At 72.7% G+C, this 12,852-nt stretch carries 13 protein-coding genes; 9 read left to right on the top strand and 4 right to left on the bottom strand.

Features of this window, described 5'->3' with window-relative positions; translation table 11 throughout:
• The first annotated feature begins 28 nt into the window (after positions 1 to 28).
• Complete coding sequence (gsmA, locus tag Phou_RS04560) at positions 29 to 1,099, top strand: sporangiospore maturation cell wall hydrolase GsmA (protein ID WP_173053812.1); 1,071 nt, start codon at positions 29 to 31, stop codon at positions 1,097 to 1,099.
• A gap of 5 nt (positions 1,100 to 1,104) precedes the next feature.
• Here the strand turns inward: gsmA and Phou_RS04555 are convergent, their stop codons facing one another.
• From Phou_RS04555 to Phou_RS04545, 3 genes are all read right to left on the bottom strand, one after another.
• Entirely contained in the window at positions 1,105 to 1,908 is an 804-nt protein-coding gene (locus Phou_RS04555; RefSeq protein WP_173053810.1) for a class I SAM-dependent methyltransferase, read from the bottom strand.
• Between the two features lie 28 nt (positions 1,909 to 1,936).
• Positions 1,937 to 2,833 (bottom strand): aminoglycoside phosphotransferase family protein, encoded by an 897-nt coding sequence (locus Phou_RS04550; protein ID WP_173053808.1) that lies wholly within the window; start codon positions 2,831 to 2,833, stop codon positions 1,937 to 1,939.
• Between the two features lie 73 nt (positions 2,834 to 2,906).
• On the bottom strand, positions 2,907 to 3,680 hold the full coding sequence (locus tag Phou_RS04545; protein WP_218578726.1) for a hypothetical protein: 774 nt from the start codon (positions 3,678 to 3,680) through the stop codon (positions 2,907 to 2,909).
• Positions 3,681 to 3,842: 162 nt separating this feature from the next.
• Between Phou_RS04545 and Phou_RS04540 the strand changes: the two genes are divergently transcribed.
• Both Phou_RS04540 and Phou_RS04535 read left to right on the top strand, forming a co-directional pair.
• The gene (locus tag Phou_RS04540; protein ID WP_173053806.1) at positions 3,843 to 4,421 is read left to right on the top strand and encodes a redoxin domain-containing protein; all 579 of its coding nucleotides are present in this window, start codon (positions 3,843 to 3,845) and stop codon (positions 4,419 to 4,421) included.
• A gap of 3 nt (positions 4,422 to 4,424) precedes the next feature.
• Positions 4,425 to 5,360: a cytochrome c biogenesis CcdA family protein gene (locus tag Phou_RS04535; protein WP_173053804.1), complete on the top strand. Its 936-nt coding sequence runs from the start codon at positions 4,425 to 4,427 to the stop codon at positions 5,358 to 5,360.
• Here the strand turns inward: Phou_RS04535 and Phou_RS04530 are convergent.
• A complete protein-coding gene (locus Phou_RS04530; RefSeq protein WP_173053802.1) occupies positions 5,268 to 6,455 on the bottom strand; it encodes a GNAT family N-acetyltransferase in 1,188 nt (395 codons plus the stop codon). The two genes, Phou_RS04535 and Phou_RS04530, sit on opposite strands and share 93 nt — an antisense overlap.
• Before the next feature lie 120 nt (positions 6,456 to 6,575).
• Between Phou_RS04530 and Phou_RS04525 the strand changes: the two genes are divergently transcribed.
• From Phou_RS04525 to iolD, 6 genes are all read left to right on the top strand, one after another.
• A complete protein-coding gene (locus tag Phou_RS04525) occupies positions 6,576 to 7,391 on the top strand; it encodes a phosphatase PAP2 family protein (protein ID WP_246273229.1) in 816 nt (271 codons plus the stop codon).
• Between the two features lie 86 nt (positions 7,392 to 7,477).
• Positions 7,478 to 8,323 (top strand): TIM barrel protein, encoded by an 846-nt coding sequence (locus tag Phou_RS04520; RefSeq protein ID WP_246273227.1) that lies wholly within the window; start codon positions 7,478 to 7,480, stop codon positions 8,321 to 8,323.
• Positions 8,323 to 9,318: a 5-dehydro-2-deoxygluconokinase gene (gene iolC / locus Phou_RS04515; RefSeq protein ID WP_173053800.1), complete on the top strand. Its 996-nt coding sequence runs from the start codon at positions 8,323 to 8,325 to the stop codon at positions 9,316 to 9,318. The genes Phou_RS04520 and iolC overlap by 1 nt, the downstream gene beginning before the upstream one ends.
• Entirely contained in the window at positions 9,308 to 10,186 is an 879-nt protein-coding gene (locus Phou_RS04510) for a Cgl0159 family (beta/alpha)8-fold protein (RefSeq protein ID WP_173053798.1), read from the top strand. The genes iolC and Phou_RS04510 overlap by 11 nt, the downstream gene beginning before the upstream one ends.
• Positions 10,183 to 10,968, top strand: a complete 786-nt coding sequence (iolB, locus tag Phou_RS04505) for a 5-deoxy-glucuronate isomerase (RefSeq protein ID WP_173053795.1) — start codon at positions 10,183 to 10,185, stop codon at positions 10,966 to 10,968. The genes Phou_RS04510 and iolB overlap by 4 nt, the downstream gene beginning before the upstream one ends.
• A complete protein-coding gene (iolD, locus tag Phou_RS04500; protein WP_173053793.1) occupies positions 10,965 to 12,845 on the top strand; it encodes a 3D-(3,5/4)-trihydroxycyclohexane-1,2-dione acylhydrolase (decyclizing) in 1,881 nt (626 codons plus the stop codon). Before iolB ends, iolD begins: the two co-directional genes overlap by 4 nt.
• Positions 12,846 to 12,852: the final 7 nt, after the last annotated feature.

Below are 12,852 nucleotides of genomic sequence, written 5' to 3'. Positions count from 1 at the left end.
AGCAATTCGGGCAAATACCGTGTAGTGCATGAGGTACGCCCGAATGAGCCTGACGGTCGTGGTCGTGTCCCTCCTCGTGCCAACGCCGGCGGTCGCCGCCGGCACCACCGCCAGCGTGCGTTCCGGCGGTACCGGCCTCAACCTGCGCGCCGGCCCCTCCACGGCCGACGCCTCGGTCGGCCGCCTGGCGGAAGGCAGCCGCCTCGTCGTGGTGTGCCAGGTGTACGGGCAGTTCATCGTCGGCACCGAACGCCGCACGCCGGGCTGGAACCGCCTGTCGAACGGCCGCTACGTCTCCGACGCGTACGTGCGCTGGCGCCCCGCGCGCCCCTGGGTGCACTGGTGCGGCCCCAAGGGCGCCGCGCGGCCGGCCGTGCGCACCGGCACCGGCCCGGTCAACGTGCGCACCGGCCCGAGCACCCGCTTCGCCCGCGCCGGCACCCTCGCCGAGGGCAGCGTGCTGCCGGTCGAGTGCCAGGTGTGGGGCGAGCTGGTGAGCGGCAAGATGCGCCGCTCCGCCGCGTGGAACAGGATCACCGGCAACCGGTACGTCGCCGACGCCAACGTGGACTGGCGCGGCAACTCGCCCACGCTCCCATGGTGCGGCCAGGCGGCGCCGACCGTGCCGCCGGCCAACGCGGGCCAGTTCATCGCCCGTACCGTGGGTCCGGCCCAGGCCGGCTTCCGGCAGTACAAGGTGCCCGCCTCGGTGACGATCGCGCAGGCCATCCTGGAGTCCGGGTGGGGCGGCAGCTGGCTGACCCGCCGCGACCACAGCTACTTCGGCATCAAGTGCTTCGGCAGCCCCGGCGGGATCGCGGTGGGATGCCGCACGTACGCGACGACCGAGTGCGACGGCAACAAGTGCTACCGCACGAGCGCGTCGTTCCGCGCGTACCGCAACGCGACCGGCTCGTTCGCCGACCACGGCCGCTTCCTGACGGTCAACCCCCGGTACAAGAAGGCGTTCGCGTACAGCCGGGACCCGAACCGCTTCGCCATCGAGATCCACAAGGCGGGGTACGCCACGTCGCCCACCTACGCGCAGAACCTCATCGACCTGATGAAGAAGTACAACCTCTACCGGTACGACAAGTAGCCCGGCTACGAGCGGGTAGCCCGGATGGAGAACATCAGCGGCAGGCGGGGCAGGCCGTCGGGACGGTGGAACGTGCCGTCCTCGTCGCGGACGAGGTTGTAGAACTGGTCGAAGTAGGTGACCTGGTGCTCGTGCAGAAACTCGATCCGCAGCCCCGCCGCGCACAGCGCGCTCACGATCTCGCCGAGTGTGTGCCGCCACACCGTCGCTCGATTGTGGACGGTGGGCAGGTGCCAGTCGGCGTAGCTGCCCGGCTCGTCGAACGTCGTGGGCTTGTCCGGAAGGTAGTCGCGCGTCACGGTGGTGCCGGTCTCGTCGTCGAGCACGCCCATGAACGGGTGGAACTCGGCGATGTAGAAGACCCCGCCCGGCTCCAGCAGGTCGGCCACCACGCGCGCCCACGCGTCGATGTCCGGCAGCCAGCCGAGCACGCCGAGTCCCGTGTAGACGACGTCGAACCGCTCGCCCAGCGCGGCCGGCGCATCGTACACATTGGACTCCACGAACCGCGCGCCGCTAACGCCGAGCTCGGTCGCGAGCGCGCGGGCCGCCTCGACCGCCGCGGGCGCGAAGTCGAGGCCGGTCACCTGCGCGCCGAGGCGGGCCCACGAAAGCGTGTCCTGCCCGAAGTGGCACTGCAGGTGCAGCAGCCGCCGCCCGGCCACGTCGCCCAGCTCCGCGATCTCGAACGGCCGCAGCGACGTCGCACCCTCCCGGAACCGGGCCATCGCGTAGAAGTCGCTCGTGGTGTGCAGCGGCGCCCGCTCGTCCCAGTAGGCCTGGTTGTCGATGAGCCAGTCATCGCTCATGGCGCCCGACGATAACGGGTGGGCGCCCTCACAGTCGCGGCAATAACCGCAGGGCGACGTCGAGCGCACGGCTGCCCACCATCTCGGGGCCTGACTCGCCGCTCCACACCTCGGAGAGGACCGCCTTCACGAACGCCCACGCCGTGACCCGCTCGACCGGCAGCCCCATCCCGTCGGCCAGCTGCTCGATCCGGGCCGGTACCAGTGCGAGCAGCTCGTCCTCGCGGCGGTCGGGGTCGGGGTTGTGCACCATCGAGCCGGCCTCGTACCCCGGGTCGCCCACCACGCCGTGCGGGTCGATGGCCAGCCACGGCTCGCGCTTCGCGCGCAGCACGTTGTCGTGGTGCAGGTCGCCGTGGAGCAACACCCGCGCGGTCGCCGAGGCGCAGAGCTCGTCGAAGAGCCGACCCGCCCGCTCGACCAGCGCGCGCGGCAGCGGGTGGTCGCCCGGATAGACGCGCAGATGCCGCGCGAACGCCTCACCCTGCGACTCCAGCGGCGGCAGACCCCCATCGGGTACCGGCACCGCGTGCAGCCGCCGCATCACCGCGATGATCGCCGCGGTGGCCTCCGCGTCCCGGCCGGGCACGAGCGCGCTGGCCGCCGTGCCGGGGTCGGCCCGCTCCAGCAGCAGCGCACCCCACGCCGGCTCGTAGGCCAGCAGCCGCACCGCGCCCGCACCGTCCCAGCACTCCAGCGTGGCCGCCTCGACCGGCAGGTGGTCGGCTCCGGGCACGCCGAGCTTGAGCACGGCGGCCGTGCCGTCGGGACGGGTGGCCGGCGCCACCCAGTGGTAGCTGAGCGGGTACGGCTCGCCGAGGGTCAGCCCCCAGGTCCGCGCCACGCGGTCACGCAGCGCCGGCAGCCCGGCCAGCCAGGCCGCGCCTTCGGCACCCCAGACCCCGACGACGTTCCGCTCCAGCACGGCCGGGAGGGGCGTAGGGGCATTGACCGAGCCTGCCACGCCAGGGGTCCCACCCACGACCAGATTTGGAACCCTACGCGCGGGTGACATCCTCGATCGTGGACGCGCTGGCCGCGCGGAGCAGCCAGGCGTCAAGCTGCGTGAGATCGGTGCACCCGAGGATCTCCTCGCGGACGTCGTCCGGCACCGCGATGCCACGTGCCTTGAGCAGGGTCAGGATCGCTCGTGCCTCAGCCTGAGCCGCAAGGTTACGGAACAGCTCGCTGCGGTATTCGTAACCCACGGTGGTGATCATGAACGCCTCCCGACGGGCCCGGGCCGCCGCGGGCAGCCCGGCCAGCACGATGTCATCGTACAAGGTTGCCTGGCGAGCGCCGGCCGCTCGCATCGCCGCGATCAGCGCCGGAAAGGCCTCGTCCACGTCGGTCCGGCTTCCGTGGCAGATGGCCGCGAGCACGGCCAGCGAAGGATTCTTTCTCGCCTCGTCCACGTTGACGACGAGCGGCACATCGTCGGGCGTGAAGATGAATGGCCGCATGGAGAGGCTCCAGCCTGGGGCGTCGAACATGTCGCGGTAGCGGCGGGCCAGCCGCGGGTCGGGGCAGTAGGCGAGCAGTGCGGTGTCGACGTTGAGCTCCGCCTCGATCGCGGCGACGTAGAGCTTCCAGGTCCGCCGCTTGCTGGGATCCCAGCCGCGCTGGACCTCCATCACCGTTGCTAACACCGGCCGCTGAGCGCGCACATCGCTGGCGTGGGGGTGTGCGTGGGCGTAGAAGGGCACCTTCATTTCGAAAACGTTCATCAGCAGGAACGCGACGAGTTCATGGTCCTGCTTGGTCAGAGCCACCTGCGACTCGTGTTCCGCGCTTGGCATGGGTGGGGACGGTAGAAGAAGTTCTCTTGGTCGGTGGCACCCAACGACGAGGCGGATGGATGGTCCTGTGGTTTTGAACCTTACGGGGTTGGGCGCCGTACTCACGGGCGCAGCCCACTCCCGGGGAGGTTTCGCATGCGTGTCCGGCTGGTCGTGGCGGCCATGGCCGCCGCCGCTGTCGTTGTCGCGGGTGGCGGCTGCACCGGGGGTGACGTGCCGAGTGCGGACCGGGGTGCCGGCCGGCCGCCCGCCGCTGGCGCCGCGCCGGCCGCCGACCAGCAGGCCGCGGCCGACCAGGCGGCCGGTCCCGTTCCCGCCACGCTGAAGTTCAGCGGGACCACGCTCGACGGCAAGGCGTTCGACGCGGCCAGCTTTGCCGGCAAGCCGACCGTGCTGTGGTTCTGGGCGCCGTGGTGCGCCACGTGCTTCGGGCAGGCGGCGTCCGTGTCGGACATGCAGGACGAGTTCGGTACCAAGGTCAACCTGTTGGGCGTCGCGGGGTTGGGAAACGCCGACGAGATGAAAGAGTTTGTCACCGATGGGCAGGTCGGCGACGTCACCCACCTCAACGACCAGGCCGGCGCGGTGTGGAAGAAGTTCAAAATCACCGAGCAGAGCACGTATGTCTTCCTCGACCGGGACGGCAAGGTGCTCAGCAAGGGGTGGATGGACAGCGTCGACTTCGAGGGCAAGGTCGCCGAGCTGGCCGGCTGAGCGATGACACAGACCACAGTGGTCCTTGCGCTGACCGCGGGCATGCTCGCGGCGGTCAACCCGTGCGGGTTCGCGCTCCTGCCGGCGTACCTGTCGCTGCTCGTCGCCGGTGAGTCCACAGGCGACACCGTCCGGCGGGCCCTGGCCTCGACGGCGGCCATGACCGCGGGGTTCGTCCTCGTGTTCGGCGCGTTCGGCCTCGCGGTCGCACCGGCCGCCGGCTGGATCCAGGAGCGGCTGCCGTGGGTGACCGTCGGCCTCGGCGCACTGCTGGTGGCGATGGGCGCGTGGCTGGCCGCCGGCCGGACGCTGCCGGCGCCGTGGCGCGGTCCGCGCGCACCGGAGCTGCGCCGCACGCTGCCGTCGATGGCCATGTTCGGCGCCGCCTACGCCGCGGCGTCGCTGAGCTGCACGATCGGGCCGTTCCTGGCCATCGTCGTGGCCAGCATGCGGGCCGGCTCGACCGGCGCCGGGGTCGGGCTCTTCCTGGCGTACGCGGCCGGCATGGGACTGGCCGTCGGCGCCGCCGCGCTCGCCGTCGGGCTGCTGCGCACCTCGCTGATCCGGTTCGTGCGGCGGGCCGGCACGGCGATCTCCCGGCTGGGCGGCGTCCTGCTGCTGCTCGCCGGCGCCTACGTCGCGTACTACGGCTGGTACGAGATCCGGCTCAGCGCCGACCGCTCCACAGTGGACGATCCGGTGGTGGGTGCCGCCGGGCAGATACAGCACTCGCTCTCGTCCGCGCTCAGCGCGGCCGGCGTCGAGGTGGTGGCGGGCGTGTTCGCCGTGCTGCTCGCCGCCGCGCTCGTCACACGCCGACTGACCGGTCGGTCACGGGGAGGCCGGTCAGAAGTCGGCGAAGACGTAGGGGACGGCGCGCGGGAAGAGCGTCCGCAGCTCGGCGCCGGCGTCGGCGGGCACGGCGCCGAACCCGCGTAGCGGCAGCTCGTCCGGGTCCAGCACGCCGTACACGAGCGCGGAAAGGCCGGCCGCCCGCAGCGTCGCCCGGGGCACGCCGGACGCGTCGCCGCCCACCTCCAGCCGGCCGCCGTGGCCGTCCAGCAGGTACGTACCGGCGATGAAGGGGTCGTCGACCACCTCGACCACCACGCGGCCCGGCCCCACCGCGGTGCCGGCGAGTGGTGCGACGGCCAGGACGCGCGCCATCGGCGCGTTCATGTTGGGTATCCGCGTGCGTGACTCGGTGACCACCTCCAGGTCGGTGGCCCACAGCTCGGGCAACTCGTCCGCCGCCACGCGGGCGGTGACCTTCTCGACCTGGTCGACGTGCCGCGCGAAGAACTGCAGCAGCAGCGTGCGGCTCAGCGGCGTGGTGGTGAGCAGGTCGTCCACCTCCATCTCGGCGCCGAAGCCGGTGATCCGGTACGTCGCCGCGGCGGCCACCTCGCCATCCACCCGAGCGGTGAGGACCCAGTGCGCGTCGTCCGCGCGTAGCCGCTCGGCGCGGGAGTCGGGAAACACCGCGAACCCGTGCCGCCGCTCGGCCAGCCGCAGCGTGAACGCGCGGTACGCGTCGTACCCCGTGCCGATCCGCTCCCACGTGACCTCGCCGGGCAGGTCGGCGCGGACGAGGGAGGCGAGGTCGCGTGGCGCGAACGTGACCCGGCGCCGCTTCGGCAGCCCGACGTACCCGAAGCGCTCGTAGAACGAGGGCCGGAACGGGTACAGCGCGCTGACCGCGTGACCGCCGTCACGCATGTCGCCGAGCAGGCGGGTGAGCAATGTGCGGACGTGGCCGCGGCGGCGGGCGAGGGGGTGCACGGCCACGCTCGCGACCCCGGCCATGGGGTGGAGCGTGCCGCGCACGTTCTGCCGCATCGGGACGGCGGAGACGGCGGCGAGGGAGGTGCCGTCCTCCTCCGCCACCAGGGTGACGCTGTCCTCCTGGAAGGGGAGATAGCCGCGGTACTTGGCTGCGTCTTCCAGGGGAGCCGGGCTCGCCTCGAAGGCGTACGCCTGAAGGGGGAAAGCGTGTGTGAGCCGCTCGTCTCCATTGATCCGCCGGATCTTCATGCGCACCAGCAAACCACGTAACCCCTAGGGCGTTCTCACCCTCCAGTCCCATTCCGGAATCAGGGGAAGTCGGTGCCGGGCCCGGATGGAAGTGTGAAGATCAGGTTGGAGGCTGTGCTCATGGCGGTCATTACGGGGACGGGGCAGGTCCGGCCGGGTGCCGGCGCACCGCCCATGACGAGGGCGCGGGCCGAGACCACGGTGGATACCGGCACCGCGCGCACGCATCCACCGGTCCGGCTCGGGCAGCAGATCATCATCTTGCTGGGAGCCATTGTCATCTACTTCGGCGTCCGGCACCTGACTGAGGGCTCAGTCACGACGGCGGTCGCGAACGCGGCCCGCGTGGTCGACCTCGAGGCGGCGCTCGGGCTGCACCACGAGCAGTGGCTGCAGGACACGTTCGCGAGCTCCTCGCGGGTCAGCACCGTGTTCAACTGGATCTACATCTGGGGCCACTGGCCGGTCATCGCGGTCACGCTCATCTGGCTGGCCCGGCGGCACCCGGTCATCTACCTCCGCACGCGCAACGCGATGATCCTCTCCGGGGCGATCGGCATGGTGATCTTCGCGACGTTTCCGGTCGCGCCGCCGCGGCTGGCGCCGATGGGCATGGTCGACACCGTGACGGTCAGCTCCCACGCGTACCGGGTGCTGCAGCCGCCCATGTTCACCAACCAGTACGCGGCCGTGCCCAGCCTCCACGTCGGCTGGGACCTGCTGATGGGCATCGCGATCGCGGTCGCCGCGAGGCGGCTGTGGGTGAAGGTGCTCGGCGTGGCGATGCCGGTGGCGATGACACTCGCGGTCGTGCTCACCGCGAACCACTACATCGTCGATGCGGTCGCCGGTGCCGCACTGACCACGAGCTGCTGGTTTGCCGTCCGCTGGTGGACAAGGCGGCGCGAGCTGCAGCGCCAGCTGGCTGGCACTTAGTCAGAATGTATTGACAAAGTCTCCGACCCGGGGAGTGTGACCCGTAACACGGGTGTCACTTTCTGCTAATCCTGGGGAGGGACTACGTGGAGTTGCGCATCGCGGGCGCACCCATCTCCTGGGGCGTGTGTGAGGTGCCCGGCTGGGGCTTCCAGCTGCCGGCCGGGCGCGTGCTCGGCGAGATGCACTCCCTGGGCCTCGCGGCCACCGAGTTCGGGCCGGTGGGATACCTCCCCGATGATCCCGCCGGCCTGCTCGCCGCGCACGGCCTGCGCGCGGTCGGCGGTTTCGTGCCGGCCGTCCTGCACGAGCCCGGCCACGATCCCCGGCCGGAAGTGGGCGCGGTCGCCACGCGCTACGCGGCCGCCGGCGCCGACACCGTGGTGCTCGCCGCGGACACCGGCCGCCAGGGGTACGACGCACGTCCGCAGCTCGACACGGCCGGCTGGGCCACGCTGCTGTCCAACCTGGACGGTGCCGCGGCCGCGGTGACCGCCGCCGGCCTCACACCCACGCTCCACCCGCACGTCGGCACGATGGTGGAGACGGCGGACGACGTCGAGCGGGTCCTCGCCGGCTGCGCGGTCCCGCTCTGCCTGGACACCGGCCACCTCACGGTCGGCGGCGCCGACCCGGCCGGGATCGCCGCCGAGCACCCGGGGCGGGTCGCGCACGTGCACCTCAAGGACGTCGACGCCGGGCTCGCCGCGCGGGTGCGGGGCGGCGACGTGTCGTACACGGAGGCGGTGCGCGCGGGCATGTTCCGCCCGCTGGGCAAGGGCGACGTCGACATCGCCGGCATCGTGCGCTCGCTCGACGCCGCCGGCTACGACGGGTGGTTCGTGCTGGAGCAGGACGTCGTGCTCACCGGGCCCGACGCCGACCCGCTGCCGGACGTGGCCGCGAGCGTGGAATACCTGCGGAGCCTCTGATGGGCAACCCTCCCGGCGCTGGCCGTCGTTTCGCGGGCCCGCGAAACGACGAGAAGCGTCCAGAAAACCTTGACGTTCTCACGATGGGCCGGGTCGGTGTGGACATCTACCCGCTCCAGGTGGGCGTCGGGCTGGCGGAGGTGGAGACGTTCGGCAAGTACCTGGGAGGCAGCCCCACCAACGTCGCGGTCGCCGCCGCCCGCTACGGGCGGCGGGTCGCGGTCATCACCCGCACCGGCGCCGACCCGTTCGGCGACTTCGTCCACAGCGCACTGCGCGGCTACGGCGTGGACGACCGGTACGTGACGGCGGTCCCGCACCTGCCGACGCCCGTGACGTTCTGCGAGATCTTCCCGCCGGACGACTTCCCGCTCTACTTCTACCGCCTGCCCAGCGCCCCTGACCTGCAGATCAGAGCCGACGAGCTGGACGCCGAGGCGATCCGCGGCGCGGGCGTCTTCTGGGTGACCGGCACCGGGCTGTGCGAGGAGCCGAGCCGATCCGCCACGCTCGCCGCGTTGCGCCTGCGCGACCGGGCCGGGATCACGGTGCTCGACCTCGACTACCGGGAGATGTTCTGGCCGTCGCGCGAGGAGGCGCGGCGCTGGCTCCAGCAGGCGCTGCCCTACGCCACGGTCGCCGTCGGCAACCTCGACGAGTGCCACACCGCCGTCGCCGAGCGGGACCCGGCCGCCGCGGCGAAGGCGCTCCGCGACCGGGGCGCCGAGCTCGCCGTCGTCAAGCAGGGCCCGCGAGGGGTACTGGCCGTCGACGCCTCCGGCGCGGTCGAGGTGCCGCCGGTGCCCGTCGAGGTGGTGAACGGGCTGGGCGCGGGCGACGCGTTCGGCGGTGCCCTCTGCCACGGCCTGCTCGCCGGGTGGGAGACCGCCCGGGTCATGCGCTTCGCCAACGCCGCCGGCGCGATCGTCGCCGGGCGCCTCGCGTGCTCCGACGCGATGCCCACTGTGGACGAGGTCGAAGAGCATGTTCGCTGAGCGGCTCGCCGCCGTCATCGACGCCCGGGTGCACCGCCCGCGGGCCATCGCCGAGGCGGCCGCCGCGCGGCACCGGGCCCTGCTGTTCACCGGCGGCGGCCACGACCGGCTGGTCCTTGTCGCCGCCGACCACCCGGCGCGCGGCTCGCTCGGCGCCGGCCGCCGCCCGACCGCGATGGCGGACCGCGCCGACCTGCTCGAGCGGCTCTGCGTGGCGCTCGCCCGCCCCGGCGTCGACGGCGTCCTCGGCACCGCCGACGTGCTGGAGGACCTGCTGCTGCTCGGCGCGCTCGACGGCAAGGTGGTGGTCGGCTCGATGAACCGGGGAGGGCTCTCCGGCAGCGCGTTCGAGATCGACGACCGCTTCACGGGGTACGGCGCGGAGGCGATCGCCGCGGCCGGCTTCGACGGCGGCAAGATGCTCCTGCGCATCGACCCGGACGACGCGGCCACGGTGTCCACGATGGAGGCGTGCGCGCGGGCGGTCGACGCGCTCGCCGGGCGGCGGCTGATGGCGATGGTGGAGCCGTTCGTCAGCCGCCGCGTCGACGGCCGCTCGACAAACGAGCTGACCCCCGACGCGATGGTGCGCGCCATCTCGGTCGCGTCCGGGCTGGGCGGGACCTCGGCGTACACGTGGCTGAAGGTGCCGGTCGTCGACGACATGGAGCGCGTGATGGCCGCGTCCACGCTCCCCGCGCTGCTGCTCGGCGGCGAGGTGCCGGCCGACCGCGACGCCGCGTTCGAGGGCTGGCAGAAGGCGCTGCGCCTGCCGACCGTCAAGGGGATCGTGGCCGGCCGTTCGCTGCTCTACCCGGCCGACGACGACGTGGCCGGCGCGGTCGACACGGCGGTGAGCCTGCTGTGACCTCCGTGACCCCCGAGTCGGCCGGCTGGCGGTACTCCGGCCTGCGCGTGCTCGACCTCGACGGGGCGGTCACCTTCGAGACCGGCGAGGACGAGGTGCTCGTCGTGCCGCTGTCCGGATCGTGCACTGTGGAGTGTGACGGCGAGGTGTTCACTCTGGACGGTCGGGAGGACGTCTTCGCCGGGGTGACCGACTTCGCGTACGCGCCCCGCGACGCCGCCGTCACCGTGACCGGGCAGGGGCGTTTCGCGGTACCCACCGCACGGGCCTCGCGGCGCCTCCCGCCTCGCTACGGACCGGCCGCCGGCGTCCCCGTCGAGCTGCGCGGGGCGGGCAGCTGCTCGCGGCAGGTCAACAACTTCTGCACGCCCGGCGTCTTCGAGGCCGACCGGCTGATCGCCTGCGAGGTGCTGACACCCGGCGGCAACTGGTCGTCGTACCCGCCGCACAAGCACGACGAGGACCGGCCCGGCGAGTCCGTGCTGGAGGAGATCTACTACTTCGAGGTGCGCGGCTCCGGCATGGCGTACCAGCGCGTCTACGGCCCGGACGTCGACGTGCTCGCCGAGGTCCGCGGCGGCGACGTGGTGCTGATCCCGCGGGGCTGGCACGGGCCGTCGATGGCCGCGCCCGGCTACGACCTCTACTACCTCAACGTGATGGCCGGCCCCCGCCGCGCCTGGGAGATCTGCGACGACCCGGCACACGCCTGGATCCGGGACACCTGGGCTTCCCAGGCCGTCGACCCCAGGCTGCCGTTCCGAAGTGGAGTGACCACATGAGGCTCACCGTCGCCCAGGCGCTCGTGCGCTTCCTCGCCGCCCAGCACACCGAGCGGGACGGCGTGGAGCACAGGCTTTTCGCCGGCTGCTTCGGCATCTTCGGCCACGGCAACGTCGCCGGCATCGGCCAGGCGCTCTACGAGGCGGAGCAGCGCGAGCCGGGCGCGCTGCCGTACTACCAGTCCCGCAACGAGCAGGCCATGGTGCACGCGGCCGCCGCGTTCGCCCGGATGCGCGACCGGCTCAGCACGCTCGCCTGTACCTCGTCGATCGGGCCCGGCGCCACCAACATGGTGACCGGCGCGGCGCTCGCCACCATCAACCGGCTGCCCGTCCTGCTGCTGCCCGGCGACGTCTTCGCCACCCGCGTCGCCGACCCCGTGCTCCAGCAGCTGGAGGACCCGCGCGCCGGGGACGTGTCGGTCAACGACGCGCTCCGGCCGGTGTCCCGCTTCTTCGACCGGGTGTGGCGGCCCGAGCAGCTGCCGTCCGCACTGCTCGGCGCGATGCGGGTGCTGACCGACCCGGCGGAGACCGGCGCGGTCACGCTCGCGCTGCCGCAGGACGTGCAGGCCGAGGCGTTCGACTGGCCCGAGGAGCTGTTCGCACACCGGGTGTGGCACGTGCCCCGGCCGGTGCCCGAGCCGGCCGCGCTCGCCCGCGCGGTCGCGGCCATCCGCGGCGCCCGCCGGCCACTGCTTGTCGCCGGCGGCGGCGTCATCTACTCCGGCGCGACGGACGCGCTGCGCTCGCTCGCCGAGGCCACCGGCATCCCGGTCGCGGAGACCCAGGCGGGCAAGGGCGCGCTGCCGTACGACCATCCGCTCGCCCTCGGCGCCGCCGGCGCGACCGGCACCACCGCCGCCGTGCACATGGCCCGCGAGGCCGACCTCGTCATCGGCGTCGGCACCCGGTACAGCGACTTCACCACCGCGTCGCGGAGCGCGTTCGGGCAGGCGGCCTTCGTCAACGTGAACGTGGCCGCCTTCGACGCCGCCAAGCACGCCGGCCTGAGCGTCGTCGCCGACGCCCGGCAGGCGCTGCGGGCCCTCACCGGCGCGCTGACCGGATGGTCGGTCGGCGACGGGTACCGCGAGGAGGCCCGCCGGCTCGCCGCCGAGTGGGACGGGACGGTCGAGCGGGCGTACCACCTCGGCCACGGCCCGCTGCCCGCCCAGTCGGAGGTGATCGGCGCGGTCAACGAGGTCTCCGCGCCCCGCGACGTGGTCGTCTGCGCGGCCGGCTCGATGCCCGGCGATCTGCACAAGCTGTGGCGCAGCCGGGACCCGAAGGGCTACCACGTGGAGTACGGGTACTCCTGCATGGGCTACGAGATCGCGGGAGGCCTCGGCGCGAAAATGGCGGCCCCGGACCGGGACGTCTTCGTGCTCGTCGGCGACGGCTCGTACCTGATGATGTCCTCCGAGCTTGTCACCGCCGTGCAGGAAGGCGTCAAGCTCATCGTGGTCCTCGTGCAGAACCACGGCTTCGCCTCCATCGGCGCGCTCTCCGAGACGGTCGGCGCACCGCGCTTCGGCACCCGCTACCGCTACCGAAACCCGGACACCGGCCGCCTCGACGGCGACGTCCTCCCGGTGGACCTCGCGGCCAACGCGGCCAGCCTCGGCGTGCCCGTGCTGCGGGCCAGGACCATCGAGGACCTGCGCGCCGCCCTGCGGGACGCGAAAGCCCACGACGGCCCGATCCTCGTGCACGTCGAGACCGACCCGCTCGTGCCCGCGCCGGACGGCGGAGCCTGGTGGGACGTGCCCGTCGCCGAGGTGTCCACCCTGGACGCGACGCGCCAGGCCCGCAAGTCGTACGAGGCCGCGAAGGGCAACCAGCGGCCGTATCTGGCACCCCCACCCCGACGCTGAGGAGGGA

The organism is Phytohabitans houttuyneae (assembly GCF_011764425.1).
In the GTDB taxonomy this organism is placed as follows: Bacteria; Actinomycetota; Actinomycetes; order Mycobacteriales; family Micromonosporaceae; genus Phytohabitans; species Phytohabitans houttuyneae.
This window is presented reverse-complemented; position numbering and strand designations above follow the sequence as displayed.

Coding starts and splice junctions, on each gene's coding strand:
- Phou_RS04510 (WP_173053798.1), top strand. CDS start 9,308: ATGTTCGCTGAGCGGCTCGCCGCCGTCATCGACGCCCGGGTGCACCGC.
- gsmA (WP_173053812.1), top strand. CDS start 29: ATGAGGTACGCCCGAATGAGCCTGACGGTCGTGGTCGTGTCCCTCCTC.
- Phou_RS04530 (WP_173053802.1), bottom strand. CDS start 6,455: ATGAAGATCCGGCGGATCAATGGAGACGAGCGGCTCACACACGCTTTC.
- Phou_RS04540 (WP_173053806.1), top strand. CDS start 3,843: ATGCGTGTCCGGCTGGTCGTGGCGGCCATGGCCGCCGCCGCTGTCGTT.
- Phou_RS04525 (WP_246273229.1), top strand. CDS start 6,576: ATGGCGGTCATTACGGGGACGGGGCAGGTCCGGCCGGGTGCCGGCGCA.
- iolC (WP_173053800.1), top strand. CDS start 8,323: ATGGGCAACCCTCCCGGCGCTGGCCGTCGTTTCGCGGGCCCGCGAAAC.
- Phou_RS04535 (WP_173053804.1), top strand. CDS start 4,425: ATGACACAGACCACAGTGGTCCTTGCGCTGACCGCGGGCATGCTCGCG.
- Phou_RS04555 (WP_173053810.1), bottom strand. CDS start 1,908: ATGAGCGATGACTGGCTCATCGACAACCAGGCCTACTGGGACGAGCGG.
- iolD (WP_173053793.1), top strand. CDS start 10,965: ATGAGGCTCACCGTCGCCCAGGCGCTCGTGCGCTTCCTCGCCGCCCAG.